A 13,875-nucleotide genomic window follows, 5' to 3' on the forward strand; every position below is an offset into this window, starting at 1 on the left:
ATTACCCGAGCGCTGACAGCCACTCAAGGGCGCATGTACGTATCGGTGGCCCCGGTGGCAACAACCGGGAAACGGATGTTTGAAAGGAGGGGCGCGGGTATCGGTAAATACGATGCCAAATCAGACCACAGGTTCAACCAAGCGACCGTTAACGGCCCTCAAGCAACTCCGCTGCTTGATCCAGCAACACCAAAGGCTCTTTAGCCTTGTGAATATCCACTGACAACAACTGCCGAAACTTGCGCGCCCCCGGAAACCCGGTGCCCAGGCCTAGCACATGCCGGGTGATATGGTGCATAGATCCGCCCGCCTCAATATGCGCCGCTATATAAGGCCGCAACTGCGCCAGCGCCTCGGCGCGGCTGATCACCGGCGCCGTACTGCCGAACAGCTGCTGATCCACCTCAGCCATCACATAAGGATTGTGATACGCCTCACGACCCAACATCACACCGTCAAACGTCTGCAAATGCGCGTGACACGCCTCCAGCGTCTTGATCCCGCCGTTAAGAATAATCTCCAACTCCGGAAAATCCGCCTTCAACTGCGCCGCCACGTCATAGCGCAGGGGCGGAATGTCGCGGTTCTCCTTCGGCGACAACCCCTCAAGAATCGCAATCCGCGCATGCACCGTAAAACTCGTGCACCCGGCATCGCGAACCGTGCCGACGAAATCACACAACTCCTCGTAACTGTCCCGCCCATTAATCCCTATGCGGTGCTTCACCGTCACCGGAATCGACACCGCATCACGCATCGCCTTCACACAATCCGCCACCAACTGCGGATGCCCCATCAGGCACGCGCCGATCATATTGTTCTGCACCCGATCACTCGGGCAGCCGACATTCAGATTCACCTCGTCATAACCATGGTCCTGGGCCATACGGGCGCATGCGGCCAGGTCCAACGGAACACTGCCACCGAGTTGCAAGGCGAGCGGGTGTTCGGCTTCGTTGTGACGGAGGAAGCGCTCGTGATCGCCGTTGAGGAGCGCGCCGGTGGTGACCATTTCGGTGTAGAGGAGGGCGTGTTTGGAGAGTAGGCGTAGGAAAAATCGACAATGTCTATCAGTCCAATCCATCATCGGGGCCACACTGAAGCGGCGGGACGGCTCAGGACGGGTGTGGCTAATGTTTACGGGCGCTTTAGGTTTTTCGAAGTTCATTGATACTGATCTTTTATACAGCGGTTTTTACCCATTTTTCCTTGTTTTTCGAGGTCGGTTGCTACAATGTAGCAATCGACTTCAGCAATGTAGCAACTGGAAATGGGCACGATCACATCACGCAAGCGCAAGGACAACTCGACGGCCTATACGGCGCAAATACGGATCAATCGGGACGGGAAGACAGTTTATCAGGAAAGCCAAACCTTCGACCGCAAGCAGGTGGCCCAGGCCTGGATCAAGCGTCGGGAAACGGAGCTGGCGGAACCGGGTGCCATTGAGCGCGCTAACCGCAAGGGTGTGACGATCAGGAAAATGATCGAGCAGTACCTGGAGGAATACGAGAAGATCCGGCCGCTGGGTAAGACCAAGAGCGCGACACTGAGCGCGATCAAGGACACCTGGCTGGGCGAGCTCGACGACTCGGCGCTGACCAGTCAGAAGCTGGTGGAATTCGCGCAATGGCGGATGAGCAAGGAGGGCGGTGGCGTCCAGGCGCAGACGGTCGGCAACGATCTGTCGCACCTGGGCGCGGTGCTATCGGTGGCGCGACCAGCGTGGGGTTATGAGGTCGACCCGCTGGCCATGTCGGATGCGCGCAAGGTGTTGCGCAAGCTGGGCATGGTCAGCAAGAGCAAAGAGCGCAACCGTCGGCCGACCTTGGAAGAGTTGGATAAGCTCATGGGGCACTTCTTCGAGATGCAGGCGCGCCGCAAAGCCCAGATCGACATGCCCAAGCTGATTGCCTTCGCGCTCTTCTCAACCCGCCGGCAGGAAGAGATCACGCGGATTCTCTGGGAGGACTTGGACGAGTCCCGTCAGGCTGTCCTGGTGCGGGATATGAAAAACCCCGGGCAGAAGATCGGCAACAACGTGTGGTGCCATCTGCCGGATGAGGCCTGGGCGATCCTGCAGTCCATGCCCAAGACGGAAAAGGAGATCTTTCCCTACAATGCCAGATCAGTGTCAGCGTCCTTCACGCGGGCCTGCCCGATGCTAGGCATTGAAGACCTGCATTTCCATGACCTGCGACACGAAGGGGTCAGTCGACTGTTTGAGATGGACTGGGACATCCCGAGGGTGTCGAGTGTTTCAGGGCATCGGGATTGGAACTCGTTGCGTCGGTATACACATCTGCGAGGACGAGGTGATCCCTATGCTGGATGGAAATGGGTGGACAGGATCAACGCTGGTTGATGTATAGCTACGAAGACGAAGCAGCTTTTGTATTTTTGCTTAATATGGGCCACTGAGCAGCTAATCGAGGCATGGAGAAGGGGGCGTCATGAAGAAGCTTGGGGCAAAAGATAAAAAGCGTAAGAAAAATAAAAAACTCGTAAGCATTCCTGTTCCCTTTCTTGATCCGGATTTTATTGAGAACGAATCATATCGTCGCGTCCGGTTTCGTGATGATCGAGTTAGTCTTGAGGAGGTGTGCTCGACGCTAGAGGTAGAGTCGGGCCTGCGCGTCATCTTTTCCAATGACGTTTCGACAGCATTAGGAAGTATCGATTTTAGTACCTCAGTCGTGACTATATTTACAGTGGGCAGAAGTTTAGATGTGCAGCGTTTGGCGCTGGCCCATTGTATTGGTCATGCCGCTCTGGACCATGGCCGGTTCATGGAGTCAGGAGTTGTTTATGATTCGCATGTGGATATTCGGCTGAAGCCCAGCACATCTATTAATGGTTCGAACAGCTTGGAGTGGCAGGCGAGGTCGTTTGCTTCGAGTTTACTGATGCCGCGTCAGATATTTTTAAGTTATTTCTCACACCTTCAGGAAAAATTAGATTTTAAAAGTCGTGGGCATGGACCCATTTACCTGGATGATCAGCTTTGTAATCGAGTGTTGTACGCAGAAATTGTCACGGAGATGCGAATTTTCTTCGATGCCCCGAAAACACTTGTGGCGTTCCGTATTAATGCGCTCAAGCTGTTGACTGATGCTCGTAGGCCGCTGCGCGTTACTGAAGAAGTGGTCGCAGGGACGCTAAATACAATTTTTAAGTAGGTCTGGTTTTTGATGTGCGCTGTGGCTTGTTGGCTGCTTTTGTTGATTGTTTAGTGGGGATGATGATGCGTAAATTTTCAAGTGGTGCCGAAGATAAGTTGTATATCCCGCTGAGCGAGCAAAAAGCCAATGCTTTAGTCGCATCCAACGCTGCCTTTGATATGTTAAAAGTTTTGACTGATGCGGAAATTGCTGCGGTCCTGATGATTCAACATCTTACGAATTTTGATCAGGGGAGGAGTATGGTTTTTCCCGCTGAACGGCTTTTAGCTAATCTGGTTGCTTGGGGGGTTAGGCAAAAGCAGGGTGGCGGAAATTTAGAGCAGGAAGTACAGCGGTTATTCGACGTGAAAAAGTTGAGTTCTGGTTTGGATGTGTTGCGCGAGACGGGACTGGAATTGTTGTCCCAAGATGATGTGGATGCGGGTGAATATTTGTTGGGTGATGGTAGTTGGGATTTCGAGTATCGAACTCGTCACTATAAAAAAGTCGCCGCATTTAAGGCGGAAGTCGAGACGCCTAAGGGCAAGCTGTTGGTATTAAGTGCCCCGCAGGATCTTATCGTTCGGTCCTTTTTAGCGGAGAAAGATGAGTCGATTCATATTCAGGGTTACGCCGGGACTGGGAAAACGTATCTGATCTCTTCGTTGGCAAAATTTATGGATCCATACACAACGTTGGTGCTCGCACAAACCCAGGCTCAGCTGTACCAGCTAACCTATCGTTTGCAACAGGGGCATATTGTTGCAAGGACATTCATGATGTTGGCGATGGAGCTACTGGTAACGAAACGTCCACATCTTGTAAAGGCGGCGGATGACTACCTTAATCTGAGAGATTCTGATGTAACACGGGTCTTGAATATAGGGTCTGTTGGGGTGATAACTCCCGCTAGGGTTACGGCGATTTGCAGGCGAGCTGTAAAAAAGTACTGCCAAAGTGGGGATAAATATATAGCCAAGTGGCACCTTCCTTACATTAAGGAAGATGTCACTTTAGCTGATGTGGCTGTTCTTGTTCAATATGCGGAAAGAATTTGGGAGGCGACGATATCTCCTCCCGTTTACGAAGTGAAATTTCCAGTGCGGGGTTATCACTTAATTAAGTACTTGTCGTTAACTGAGGAAGTTATACCTGAAAGATTTGCTCATGTAATTGTAGATGAGAGTCATGATCTTTCTCGTCCGATACTTAAAATTCTTGATCGGAGTCCTCAGGCAGTCATAACCTTGGGGGATGAATATCAGTGTATCAATGGTCCTGTATTTAAACGGTCTAAAAATATACGTCAGCGGGATATCACACTCTCCGTGAGGGCTGGGAAGAATGTGGAGAATATCTTAAATCCTTTGATTGATGCTCATCCAACGAAAATTAAACTGCCCTTTGAAGGCGGCAGCAATGATGGAACTAAAGTGGTTTATTATGATGTTGGCAAGGTGCCTGACAGGCCGTCGACAATTCTAGTTGATTCGGAGTGGGGGATGTTCGAATGGTTTCAACGCCTGTCTCACGCGGGCCTGCGTTTCGCTTTGTTGCACGGATCGAAGCAGGAGTTTGTCGATTTTATGACGGATTGCATAAATCTGTTTCATCGTGGTGTGCAACCCAAGCATAGAATTTTATTCTTTCACACTTCCTGGGAGTCGTTGGCGCAGGCTCAAATAAATAATGGAGTGTTTGAGAAAATTGAGGCAATGTTGGTTAGAGGGTATGATTTAGATAAGCTTAAAATTTCTTTATTGTTACTCGATGATGTCTCTCCTAGCGGTTATCAATTGGGCATGGTAGGAAATGTAAAAAATGCCGAATTTGATTCGGTCATGCTTGCTCCAGATTTGTTAAGCGTAATCAAGCCTGGAGATGTTCTAGGGTACGACAGGAAAATTTGTGCGTTATACACCGGTGGATCCCGAGCTAAATACGAACTGCTAGTGCCTGGGGGGATCCTAGAGTGGATTGGCAGTCAGAAATACAACGCGAGCAGAAGCAAATGATCTGATACTCGGTTATTTCTGATCGTTGTAGGGTTTAAGTAAAATGGGGCCAAAATGGCCCCGTTCGTTTGATTTAGGCAGCACGTCCCATTAATTTGTTTTGCTCGATGGCAGCTTTCTCACGCTGCCTGTCGATGTAGTCTGCCAAGTCTTTTAAATGGATGCCAAGAGCTGCTTTTTGACTGTTAGCGCCTAGACGAACAATCGGTATGTCTATCTCGCCCGACAAACATTTCAGTTTGAATTTCTCGACCGTCAAAAACATATAATCGGCGCAAACACGACTCAGTGGGATCACTGCCTGGCCATCGTACTGGGCCATAAGTAAAAAAAGTGTGTTCATGCTTCCTCCTGGCATTTCTTCGTCGCCAGATGGACTTGGACAGGTCTCACAGCATCCAATACGTTTCGCTTCCAAGATCGGCGCAACCATCCAGTAAAGCCCGCTCTATACGCGTAATGCTCGCGAGCGAACGCGTCGGATGTGTTCGTACCTGATGTGCAAATGTACGTCCCGCGTAGTCCGCAGTACCGCAGCCCTTCAGGCACTGGAAACTCCCTCTCGAACTCTGCGCGCTCATCAATCTGAATCGGTTCGAACACAGACTGCTCAGTGGGGCTCTCGTTGCACAAAAAGGGCTTATACCCCTCGACAAGCTGCGCGGGCGGGCGAATTTGAGCGATTAGCGTTGCATCGGGTGTGGCTGCCTCGCGCAGCTTTTCGAGGGGTATAAGCGCCTCGGCAGTGGCGCTGATAGGGGCAATAATGCCTGCTGCTGCGCAGCAGAGGCTGTTTGTTTCTTGTGTGTCGACGCTATCGGAGTTGCAGAGCAAAACGGTCGATGTTTGGTTGGTGTGCTGGTCCATTTTCGTGCCGCTTTGCTCCGGAGTTCGATAGCGAGTTAGTCCATCAGGCGCTGGTGAAGCGTGAGCCGTGTTGCGATGGTGGTGAGAAATCTGGCTCATGCTGCCTCCTCGACCAGGTCTGCCAGTAGCAGGGCGTTCGTGGTGTCTTTGTTCAGTTTGCGCAGGGCGTCGATGCCGACCAGTGCGACCAGTTGCCGGTCGAACTCTTTGCGAAAGCGCGTCAGTTCCAGCAACTCGGTGGTGGCTTTGGTGCACTGCTGTTGCAACGCGCCGGCTGCCTGTGGTGTCAGGCGCAACATTTGAGGAGCGCGATTCATGCCGCATCCTCCTGCGTTGCTGGCTCTAGCAGGGCAGCCATGGAGAGCGCTTGATCGCGCAGGACGAGTGAATCGCGTTCGAGTTTTTTGCCGCTGCGGAAGGCGCTGAATGTCTCGGCGGCGATCCTGAGTTTTTCAGCGATGGCCAGTAGAGATTGACGCTCCTGCTCTCCCAGTTTTGAGGCCGCCAGTGCACGCTCGTAGTGACCGTACAGTTGCAGGCGGTCAGCGCGTACTTGAAGTAGCGAGTGCTCCAAGTTACGGATGGCTTCCGAGTTGTCGGATTGTTGGATGGCTTTGCCTTCATCGATTCCCTCGATGCGGCCATCGAGCAGGCCGCCTCGGTAGCCGGTCCAGTAGAGAAGGGCGGCGCCGATGATGAGGCCGATCAATGCGCAGATTTGAATTGCAGTCATGTGGTGTGCTCCTGGTGGTGTCGTAGGCTGGTGGTGGCAGCCGTTGGGTCAGGTGTCTTACTCGGTTGAATTGTCCTGCGGTCGCAGCATCTCTTCGTCGGCCTTGTAGGCGCGGATGTCGATCAGCGAAGCGACATGCCGTATGTGCGCGTACTTCGGCGCCTTGCGGCTGGTGTCCAGCGTGGTGATGGGTAGCTGGATCCGGCCGCTATTGATCTCGGCCACGAACGATTGCTCGTTGAGGTTGCGGAAGTACTGCTCGCGGACTTTTTCCAGCGGGATCAGCACGTCACCGAAGGTGCGGTACAGTAGCTCGACGGTTGCCATTTCCGGTGCGGGCATCAGTCGCAATGGGTTTTGGCTGAGGTCCTTCATGCGGCGTCCTTGTTCCTAGCGACCGTGTGCAAATCTTTGAGCACTTCTTCTGCCGTTTCGCCGAAGCCCATCAAGTACTGGCCTTCAGCGTCACTCAAAATTGCGCTAAGAGATTGCGTATGACCTTCACGGATCCAGAGCGAAGTGTCGTGCCGCTGTATACCCAGCTCTGCTGCCAGGAACTCGACAATGGCCACCAGTTTTGCGTGCTCCTGGTGGATCTGGCTCAAGGGGGAAGCATCAAGCTGGGCGGCGGACCCGATACGGTTGATTGTTTCGGCGATGTTTTCCTGAGTGCGTTGCTCTGCCGGGATACGCAGCAGCTCGATGAGGTATTGATCAATCAGGTTGTTGTTCATGCGGCTTTCTCCTTTTTGGGTGATTCCATGCGTTCAGGCAGTGGCATTTGGTCAGCTCCCGCAGATGTTCCGGCACTTCGAGGAGCGCGGCATTGCGCTCCTCGCGTGTGCGCATGGCGACGATCTGGCGGGCGTACTCCCTAGGCCACGTCACGGTGGTTTACCGGGATGGCGGGTAGATCCAGCCCCAGTTGATCGGCCAGCCAGCGAATGCCGGGTTGTTTGACGCGGGTTGACTGGCTGTACTGCATGCCGGCGGTTTCGTGGTACCAGTTGCTGTCCTTGACCCGCAGGTATTCGCGATCGCGGGTCGGGTAGGCGGGTAGGTTCCGGTTATTGAGCAGACCTTTTGCCCGCATGAGGTCGATCAGTTTGGGCCGAGTCATACCGAGGTGTTTTGCGGCTTGGGCGAGTGTGCGTTCCATGACACCCCCTCAAGCAGCGTGTGCGGCAGGAGTTGCTGCCGCAGCCAGGTGGTTGATGGACTCGGACACTTTCTCGTAGATCTCGACATCGCTTCCGTACACGGTGAAGCATTTGGTGCGCGGCCTTTTCTCGCCGATGCTCATGATCGTGGTCACACCAGAGCGGGTTTGAGTGCGATGCAATGCGACATGGAGAGGCAGCTCAAAACCCATCTCGAGGCTCACCACACCACCAGTGCGCACCAGCTCGAATACCCGCTGCTTGTGCGCAGTGTCGAAACGAGCGTATTGACGGTTGGCGTGGGGGAGGTTCAACAGTCCGGCGGCGTTGCTGGGGTCGAAGGGGCCATTGACGATCTCTTCGATGAATTCGGCCAGCTTGAGGTGCATCTTTTTTTCGTTCTTCAAGGTCAGCGTGTGGCGTTCGCTGCCCAGTTCAACGGTGAAAAGGGTGTCGGATGTGTTGCGTTCAACTTTCAGGCGAAACGACAGAGCCTCGCGCTTAGGCATCGACCTCAGCGTGTGGTTGAAGGTCTCGGTCAGGTTGACCTGAGCGTTGAGCAGTTGCAGGGTGCGGTTGTCGAGTTTGTACTTGCTCATGCTGCATACCCTCCGCCGTTCGGATCGAAAGGGGCGGGCTGGTAGCTTTTTGCGACGAGCTTAGGTTTTTTGTTGTGGAGAATGACCAAGCAGCCGGTGGTGGATTGCAGCTGCTTGATCAGTTTTGGGTCGCTGGCGCACGCTGGGTGGACGTGCAGGGTTGCTGTGGTGTGCATGGTGTTGCCTCGCTCTGTGGTGGAAGAGTGAGGCAAATATCACGCAATGTGCTTTGTCGTGTCAACACGTATCGTGATTAAAAAATCACGAAGTGTGTAGAAATCGTGAGGATTTCAAGATCCCACCGACTAAGTGAATCTCCATCACTTCAATTGCTGAGATGTGAATTGGGGAGTGTTCGGCATTTACACTGTCAAAACGGTACATGCCATCCCTCAGATAGATGAATTCTTTAATCATCGTTCGTCCTGAGGTAGTCCTCACCACGACCTCATCTCCGCTGAAGTAGCTTTTGTTCGGTTCGATCAGGACGTATTCACCATTTTTGATCCTAGGAAGCATGCTGTCACCGGTAACCTTCAGACCGTAAGCATCCGGGTCATCGCTGTAGATGTTTAGATATCCATCGCCGTGACCTGGTGGAAAATCAAGAGCCTCAAAATATCCCTCATTGCCGAGCTGTGCGGTTCCTACCACTGGGACACTTCCTGTTTTAGCCATTCCCACAGAGCTCAAGCCATCGTTTCGTTGAGCCCTTAATATAGGGGGGGAGGTTATGTCGTACGTGTTTCCTAATGCATCTGTAAATATGTGAGGCAGAGGACCCGTAACATCCTTGACGAGCTCATTGAACGAAACATCTAGCGCAGTCGCGATCTTCCCAAGATCCCCCAAATTGGGCTGGCGTGCGTCTTTTTCGTAATTACCAATACGAGACTGTGATTCCCAACCACAGGCAAGGGCCAGATCCTTCTGGCTCATGCCTTTGGCTTTCCTGAGTGTTCTGATTCGCGTGCCGAGTGTGTTCATGAGGCATTTTTACCACGCATTGAAATGTTTTTTTCGCACTTTGCGTGTTGCAAAAATCACGATCTGTGTTTATTGTTCCTCCCAGTCATTGGAGGCCTGTAATGAATAGGATTGCTAGCCATCGGGAGAAGGCGGGGATCAAGCAGCGAGACTTGGTTTTGGCTCTAGGTTGGACACAGACGCGGATAAGCAATTATGAGTCTGGACGGCGCACTGCCGGCCTTGCTGAATGTCGGGCCATCACTGCGGCTCTGAACCGGCTTGGCGCCAGCTGTTCGCTAGATGATGTGTTCCCGCCTGAGATGGATATACAGAAAGTAGCTTAGAAAAAAGGCGGCCCAAAGGCCGCCCGGTTCCTCCCGGCACGCACCACCACAGCGCTGTCGGGTCGCGATAAAGATGGGCGGGCACACCACATGCTAACCACCTTTCTTTACCGCGCTTTCCAAGGCACGGATGCCTTGGTGTTGCTGCCTTTTCCACCACAGATTGGGCAGCTGTTGCGCCAGGGGTGAACGATGGATCGTTCGCCTCGGCACGGTGCCGGTGTTGATCCGAAAGATCTAGCCGGCGTTTGGGCCCTTTCAAGCCACGCGGCAAATGTACCACCACTGCATGTCGCGCGGCACTGGCAACCTTAAGGATTTAATGCCATGAGCCGAATCGCTCTGAGTTCTGTAGAACGGGCGCAGCGGGAAATCCTGCCGCTCGATTTAGCGCTTTACCATGCTGCTCGGGACTATCCCGGCGGCGCCGCTGCAATTGCCGCCACCACCGGCAGAAACGCCACCACGCTGCAGCACAAGCTGTCTCCAACCCATCCCAGCCACACGGTGAACATTCAGGAATTCGGCGAGATCCTGGAGCTGACCAAGGACCGCCGCATTCTCGATGCAGTGCATGCGCTGGTCGGGGATACGACTTGGCAGGAGCTGGCCGAGGCGTACACCAACGACATGCCTGAAACCTTGACCACTGGCATTGCTGAGTATTTTCGGCAGGTCGCGGACTTGGCTGAGACATGGGCCAAGAGCATCGGCGACGGGGTGGTAACGGACCACGAGCTGGCCGCGATTCGCCTTCAGGTATTTCGCGGTATTCAAGGGTTGTTGGGGATGTTCAACCGCGCCACCTACGTTAATCAAACAACGCGGGGTGTCGACCGTGGCTGATATTGCTGATTTCGCTAACGACCTGGTGCAGGAGCGTCTTGATCAGGCACTCGCTGCACGTAACGCCGCCAAGCCCGCCTCGGCGGCGCATTCATTTCTGTTCTGTGAAGGTTGTGATGACCCTATACCGGAAGACCGTCGCTTAGCGCAGCCCGGTTGTTCGCAGTGCGTACCTTGCCAATCGATCGAAGAATCACGGGAGGCCCGTCATGCTCGATGAGGTATTGGGGCAATTCGCAGATTACGGCCTTGAGCCTGATCAGCCGCTGATTTTTGGCAAGCTGACTCGCTGCAAGACTACTCAGGATAAGGGCAAGGAAAAGAACGGTTGGTACGTAGTCCATGAACATCGCACAGAGAAAGACGAGACGCTGATCTTTGGCAGCTTCGGTGACTGGCGTTCGGGCGAAACGCAGAAGATCAAAGTGAAGGCGGGGCGGATGTCGCCTGAAGAGCGTGAGGTTATGCGCGCTCGCCAAGAGGACGCCAAACGTCGCGCCGCCGAGATTGCGGCCAACGCGGCACGTCGAGCGGCGAATCGGGCGGCGGGGCTGTTCAAACGCATGCCTGAGAAGGGGCGTAGCGACTATCTGGACCGAAAGCAGATCGTCGGTTTTGGTGTTCGCTACGCGCCGCGCACTGGCGCGTTTTTAGTGCCAATGTGCAACGTGCGAGACCAGATGGTTGGCCTGCAGGTGGTCTTTCCGGCTAAGCAGGAAGACACCGGTCGGGATAAATCCTACTGGCCTTACGGGATGTCGAAAGAGGGCGCCTTTCACCTGATCGGGCCTCACCCTGAGCCGGGGGAGCCGGTGTTGGTGTGTGAGGGCTACGCCACGGGCGCCAGCCTGCATATGGCGACCTCGCTGACGGTAGCGATCGCCTTCGATGCGGGCAATCTGTTGGTAGTGTGCAAGGCCATGCGTGAGCGCTTTCCGGGTTGCCCGCTGATCGTTTGCCGGGATGATGACTGGAGGACGAAACGCGCCAATGGTGATGCCTGGAACCCCGGTGAAGAGAAGGCGAACAACGCCGCCTTGATCGTCGGCGGCCAGGTGGTTGCGCCGACCTTCTCCGGTCAGCGGGAAGACAAGTGGACGGACTTCAACGATCTGCACATTGCAGAAGGCTTGGAGGCGGTCCGGCGTCAGGTGTTGGCGGTGGTCAAACCACCGGCAGCAGGTGGCTGGAAAGACCAATTGGCCCGCACGGAAAATGGTGCGTTGATCGCGCACATGCAGAACGTTGAGTTGATCCTTGGTAATGACGAGCGCTGGCGGGGCGTCATTGGTTTCAGTGTCTTCAGTTCGAAGATAGTCAAACTAAGGGCGGCTCCTTACGGCGGCGGTGTCGGTGACTGGGCAGACATTGATGATATGCGTGTCATGAAGTGGCTCGCCCAGCAATACAACTTGCGGGTGAAGGCGTCTCATGTGATCGAGGCGGTCAGTGTGGTAGCACACGACAATGCGTTTCACCCGGTTCGTGAGTATCTGGAAAAGCTTGAGTGGGATCGGGTTCCGCGTCTGGAGAGATGGTTGACCGATGTCATGGGCGTCCAGGCAAACGAGTACTCGGCCAAGGTTGCCAAGCGTTGGCCGATCTCGGCAGTGGCCCGAGTTATGCGACCGGGCTGCAAGGCTGACTCCGTGATGATTCTTGAGGGCGGGCAAGGCGAAGGTAAGTCCACGGCTATGGGTATTCTCGGTGGCGACTGGTTTATGGATACGCCGTTTGCCCTTGGTGACAAAGACAGTTTTCAGGCTATCCGTGGCAAGTGGATTGTCGAGTTAGGAGAGTTGGATAGCTTCAACAAGGCCGAAAGTACCAAGGCCAAGCAGTTCTTTTCTGCATCCACCGATACCTATCGCGAGAGCTACGGCCGAAGAACAAACGACGTGCCACGCCAGTGTGTGTTCGTGGGCACGACGAACCAAGAGGAGTATCTGAAGGACGCCACCGGTAACCGCCGTTACTGGCCGGTTTACTGCACCAAGGTAGACTTGGCGAAGCTTCGGGAGATCCGCGACCAGCTTTGGGCAGAGGCGATGTTTTGTTATGAGGCTGGCGATATCTGGTGGGTTACCAAGGACGAGGAACAGATGTTCTCTGAGGCTCAGGACGAGCGCTTTGTGACTGATGAATGGGAGGGACCAATCTTGAGCTGGCTGGAGGAGTCTCAGATTGGCGAGACCACAACGGGCAACGAGCTGTTGAGTCAGGCACTCAAGCTTGATTACGGCCATTGGGGCAAGCCTGAGCAGATGCGTGTCGGAGCGATCATGCATCGTCTTGGTTGGCGTAAGAAGCGGCTAGCGGCATTGCCTAAAAGTGGTATCCGGCAATGGGCGTACCAGAAGCCTACGACCTGGGGGCGTGCCTCTGCCTTGCAGCAGGAAGCGGTAGAGGAGCCTTGCTTTGATTAAACGCATTGATGAAATGCTCAAGCTTTGGGCTGAGGATCTGCATTCGCCCGTGACGGTTGGCCTGGGCGGATCAAGCGGCGGCAACATGATTGCCATGCTGATGGAATGTAAGGGTGAGCTGATACGGGGGACTCGGGGTAGTCGGGTGTTGTTGGATGAGTCGGCGGATATCGAGCTGATTGTGAACAAGCATTTGCCACCGCAGCTTTCGGTGATCGTGCGCGAGCATTACTGTAACCACGACAGTTTTCTCTCACAAAAGATGCTGTATTGCGGGTGCAGCGCACGGACTTACTATTTGCGTCTGCATGAGGCACATGTTTACATTGAGGGCATGTTAATGGGGAAGGCCGCGTGACCTGGGGCTGTTCTCCGCTGATCGATGTCCTACTGTCCGGCTGCGTCCGACCTTACTTTTTCAAGGTAGGACAGCCACAGGCCAAGCAACGCTTGGGCTGTCCAACCGTCCTACCTTTTTATCATCCCCTCGCATATGTGAGCGTAGCGGGCGAGCATTTGCGCCTGTGGCGCGCACGCGTGTTTTTAGTTTTCTCTCTTTACGGGAGAAAGAGTTAAATAAGGTAGGACAGTAGGGCGGAGCCCCGTATTGCGGGGCTCTCAAGTGCCCTACTTCGATTCGTGATGGTGGGACAGGCAGGACATCGCAAAAAGAGCAGATAGCCGAGTGGGTGTATTCACCGACATTCGCTAGGCGTTCACCCCGTGTAACCCACATATTCACCGGGTGGCATTAA

19 protein-coding genes are annotated in these 13,875 nt (G+C 54.1%); 8 read left to right on the forward strand and 11 right to left on the reverse strand.

Annotated elements, in window-relative coordinates:
• Positions 1-148 precede the first annotated feature (148 nt).
• Entirely contained in the window at positions 149-1,168 is a 1,020-nt protein-coding gene (gene dusA, locus ACYZT6_RS08145) for a tRNA dihydrouridine(20/20a) synthase DusA (RefSeq protein ID WP_462026425.1), read from the reverse strand.
• Positions 1,169-1,270: 102 nt separating this feature from the next.
• On the opposite strand from dusA, the gene ACYZT6_RS08150 reads away from it, so the two are divergent.
• The 3 genes from ACYZT6_RS08150 (at position 1,271) to ACYZT6_RS08160 (ending at position 5,176) form a co-directional block, all read left to right on the forward strand.
• On the forward strand, positions 1,271-2,365 hold the full coding sequence (locus ACYZT6_RS08150) for a site-specific integrase (protein ID WP_462026426.1): 1,095 nt from the start codon (positions 1,271-1,273) through the stop codon (positions 2,363-2,365).
• 88 nt (positions 2,366-2,453) lie between these two features.
• Positions 2,454-3,179 (forward strand): ImmA/IrrE family metallo-endopeptidase, encoded by a 726-nt coding sequence (locus ACYZT6_RS08155; RefSeq protein WP_462026427.1) that lies wholly within the window; start codon positions 2,454-2,456, stop codon positions 3,177-3,179.
• Positions 3,180-3,205: 26 nt separating this feature from the next.
• Entirely contained in the window at positions 3,206-5,176 is a 1,971-nt protein-coding gene (locus tag ACYZT6_RS08160; protein WP_462026428.1) for a helicase, read from the forward strand.
• Between the two features lie 73 nt (positions 5,177-5,249).
• On the opposite strand, the gene ACYZT6_RS08165 is transcribed toward ACYZT6_RS08160, so the two are convergent.
• From ACYZT6_RS08165 to ACYZT6_RS08210, 10 genes are all read right to left on the reverse strand, one after another.
• The gene (locus ACYZT6_RS08165; RefSeq protein ID WP_071550928.1) at positions 5,250-5,519 is read right to left on the reverse strand and encodes a pyocin activator PrtN family protein; all 270 of its coding nucleotides are present in this window, start codon (positions 5,517-5,519) and stop codon (positions 5,250-5,252) included.
• Entirely contained in the window at positions 5,516-6,142 is a 627-nt protein-coding gene (locus ACYZT6_RS08170) for a hypothetical protein (RefSeq protein WP_462026429.1), read from the reverse strand. The genes ACYZT6_RS08165 and ACYZT6_RS08170 overlap by 4 nt, the downstream gene beginning before the upstream one ends.
• Positions 6,139-6,360 carry a hypothetical protein gene (locus tag ACYZT6_RS08175; RefSeq protein ID WP_462026430.1) on the reverse strand — a complete coding sequence of 74 codons (222 nt, stop codon included), beginning with the start codon at positions 6,358-6,360 and terminating at the stop codon, positions 6,139-6,141. The genes ACYZT6_RS08170 and ACYZT6_RS08175 overlap by 4 nt, the downstream gene beginning before the upstream one ends.
• Complete coding sequence (locus ACYZT6_RS08180; protein ID WP_462026431.1) at positions 6,357-6,776, reverse strand: hypothetical protein; 420 nt, start codon at positions 6,774-6,776, stop codon at positions 6,357-6,359. The genes ACYZT6_RS08175 and ACYZT6_RS08180 overlap by 4 nt, the downstream gene beginning before the upstream one ends.
• A 57-nt stretch (positions 6,777-6,833) precedes the next feature.
• The gene (locus tag ACYZT6_RS08185; protein ID WP_462026432.1) at positions 6,834-7,151 is read right to left on the reverse strand and encodes a pyocin activator PrtN family protein; all 318 of its coding nucleotides are present in this window, start codon (positions 7,149-7,151) and stop codon (positions 6,834-6,836) included.
• Positions 7,148-7,510 carry a hypothetical protein gene (locus ACYZT6_RS08190; RefSeq protein ID WP_462026433.1) on the reverse strand — a complete coding sequence of 121 codons (363 nt, stop codon included), beginning with the start codon at positions 7,508-7,510 and terminating at the stop codon, positions 7,148-7,150. The genes ACYZT6_RS08185 and ACYZT6_RS08190 overlap by 4 nt, the downstream gene beginning before the upstream one ends.
• Positions 7,511-7,650: 140 nt before the next feature.
• Complete coding sequence (locus tag ACYZT6_RS08195) at positions 7,651-7,935, reverse strand: phage antirepressor KilAC domain-containing protein (protein WP_462026434.1); 285 nt, start codon at positions 7,933-7,935, stop codon at positions 7,651-7,653.
• 9 nt (positions 7,936-7,944) lie between these two features.
• Positions 7,945-8,535 (reverse strand): hypothetical protein, encoded by a 591-nt coding sequence (locus ACYZT6_RS08200; RefSeq protein ID WP_462026435.1) that lies wholly within the window; start codon positions 8,533-8,535, stop codon positions 7,945-7,947.
• Positions 8,532-8,711, reverse strand: a complete 180-nt coding sequence (locus ACYZT6_RS08205; protein WP_462026437.1) for a hypothetical protein — start codon at positions 8,709-8,711, stop codon at positions 8,532-8,534. The genes ACYZT6_RS08200 and ACYZT6_RS08205 overlap by 4 nt, the downstream gene beginning before the upstream one ends.
• Positions 8,712-8,796: 85 nt before the next feature.
• Complete coding sequence (locus ACYZT6_RS08210) at positions 8,797-9,522, reverse strand: XRE family transcriptional regulator (RefSeq protein ID WP_462026439.1); 726 nt, start codon at positions 9,520-9,522, stop codon at positions 8,797-8,799.
• 101 nt (positions 9,523-9,623) lie between these two features.
• On the opposite strand from ACYZT6_RS08210, the gene ACYZT6_RS08215 reads away from it, so the two are divergent.
• The 5 genes from ACYZT6_RS08215 to ACYZT6_RS08235 all read left to right on the forward strand — a co-directional run bounded on the left by ACYZT6_RS08215 (position 9,624) and on the right by ACYZT6_RS08235 (position 13,478).
• Complete coding sequence (locus tag ACYZT6_RS08215) at positions 9,624-9,848, forward strand: helix-turn-helix transcriptional regulator (RefSeq protein WP_462026440.1); 225 nt, start codon at positions 9,624-9,626, stop codon at positions 9,846-9,848.
• 327 nt (positions 9,849-10,175) lie between these two features.
• A complete protein-coding gene (locus tag ACYZT6_RS08220) occupies positions 10,176-10,694 on the forward strand; it encodes a phage regulatory CII family protein (protein WP_059181269.1) in 519 nt (172 codons plus the stop codon).
• The gene (locus ACYZT6_RS08225) at positions 10,687-10,914 is read left to right on the forward strand and encodes a TraR/DksA family transcriptional regulator (protein WP_462026441.1); all 228 of its coding nucleotides are present in this window, start codon (positions 10,687-10,689) and stop codon (positions 10,912-10,914) included. The genes ACYZT6_RS08220 and ACYZT6_RS08225 overlap by 8 nt, the downstream gene beginning before the upstream one ends.
• On the forward strand, positions 10,904-13,120 hold the full coding sequence (locus tag ACYZT6_RS08230) for a VapE domain-containing protein (RefSeq protein ID WP_462026442.1): 2,217 nt from the start codon (positions 10,904-10,906) through the stop codon (positions 13,118-13,120). The genes ACYZT6_RS08225 and ACYZT6_RS08230 overlap by 11 nt, the downstream gene beginning before the upstream one ends.
• Positions 13,113-13,478, forward strand: coding sequence for a PA0613 family protein (locus tag ACYZT6_RS08235; RefSeq protein ID WP_462026443.1), 366 nt, complete (start codon positions 13,113-13,115; stop codon positions 13,476-13,478). The genes ACYZT6_RS08230 and ACYZT6_RS08235 overlap by 8 nt, the downstream gene beginning before the upstream one ends.
• The last annotated feature ends 397 nt before the right edge of the window (positions 13,479-13,875 follow it).

This window comes from Pseudomonas sp. RT6P73 (assembly GCF_054897715.1).

Coding starts and splice junctions, on each gene's coding strand:
- ACYZT6_RS08200 (WP_462026435.1), bottom strand. CDS start 8,535: ATGAGCAAGTACAAACTCGACAACCGCACCCTGCAACTGCTCAACGCT.
- dusA (WP_462026425.1), bottom strand. CDS start 1,168: ATGAACTTCGAAAAACCTAAAGCGCCCGTAAACATTAGCCACACCCGT.
- ACYZT6_RS08165 (WP_071550928.1), bottom strand. CDS start 5,519: ATGAACACACTTTTTTTACTTATGGCCCAGTACGATGGCCAGGCAGTG.
- ACYZT6_RS08195 (WP_462026434.1), bottom strand. CDS start 7,935: ATGGAACGCACACTCGCCCAAGCCGCAAAACACCTCGGTATGACTCGG.
- ACYZT6_RS08150 (WP_462026426.1), top strand. CDS start 1,271: ATGGGCACGATCACATCACGCAAGCGCAAGGACAACTCGACGGCCTAT.
- ACYZT6_RS08210 (WP_462026439.1), bottom strand. CDS start 9,522: ATGAACACACTCGGCACGCGAATCAGAACACTCAGGAAAGCCAAAGGC.
- ACYZT6_RS08175 (WP_462026430.1), bottom strand. CDS start 6,360: ATGAATCGCGCTCCTCAAATGTTGCGCCTGACACCACAGGCAGCCGGC.
- ACYZT6_RS08230 (WP_462026442.1), top strand. CDS start 10,904: ATGCTCGATGAGGTATTGGGGCAATTCGCAGATTACGGCCTTGAGCCT.
- ACYZT6_RS08185 (WP_462026432.1), bottom strand. CDS start 7,151: ATGAAGGACCTCAGCCAAAACCCATTGCGACTGATGCCCGCACCGGAA.
- ACYZT6_RS08180 (WP_462026431.1), bottom strand. CDS start 6,776: ATGACTGCAATTCAAATCTGCGCATTGATCGGCCTCATCATCGGCGCC.
- ACYZT6_RS08220 (WP_059181269.1), top strand. CDS start 10,176: ATGAGCCGAATCGCTCTGAGTTCTGTAGAACGGGCGCAGCGGGAAATC.
- ACYZT6_RS08205 (WP_462026437.1), bottom strand. CDS start 8,711: ATGCACACCACAGCAACCCTGCACGTCCACCCAGCGTGCGCCAGCGAC.
- ACYZT6_RS08155 (WP_462026427.1), top strand. CDS start 2,454: ATGAAGAAGCTTGGGGCAAAAGATAAAAAGCGTAAGAAAAATAAAAAA.
- ACYZT6_RS08215 (WP_462026440.1), top strand. CDS start 9,624: ATGAATAGGATTGCTAGCCATCGGGAGAAGGCGGGGATCAAGCAGCGA.
- ACYZT6_RS08170 (WP_462026429.1), bottom strand. CDS start 6,142: ATGAGCCAGATTTCTCACCACCATCGCAACACGGCTCACGCTTCACCA.
- ACYZT6_RS08190 (WP_462026433.1), bottom strand. CDS start 7,510: ATGAACAACAACCTGATTGATCAATACCTCATCGAGCTGCTGCGTATC.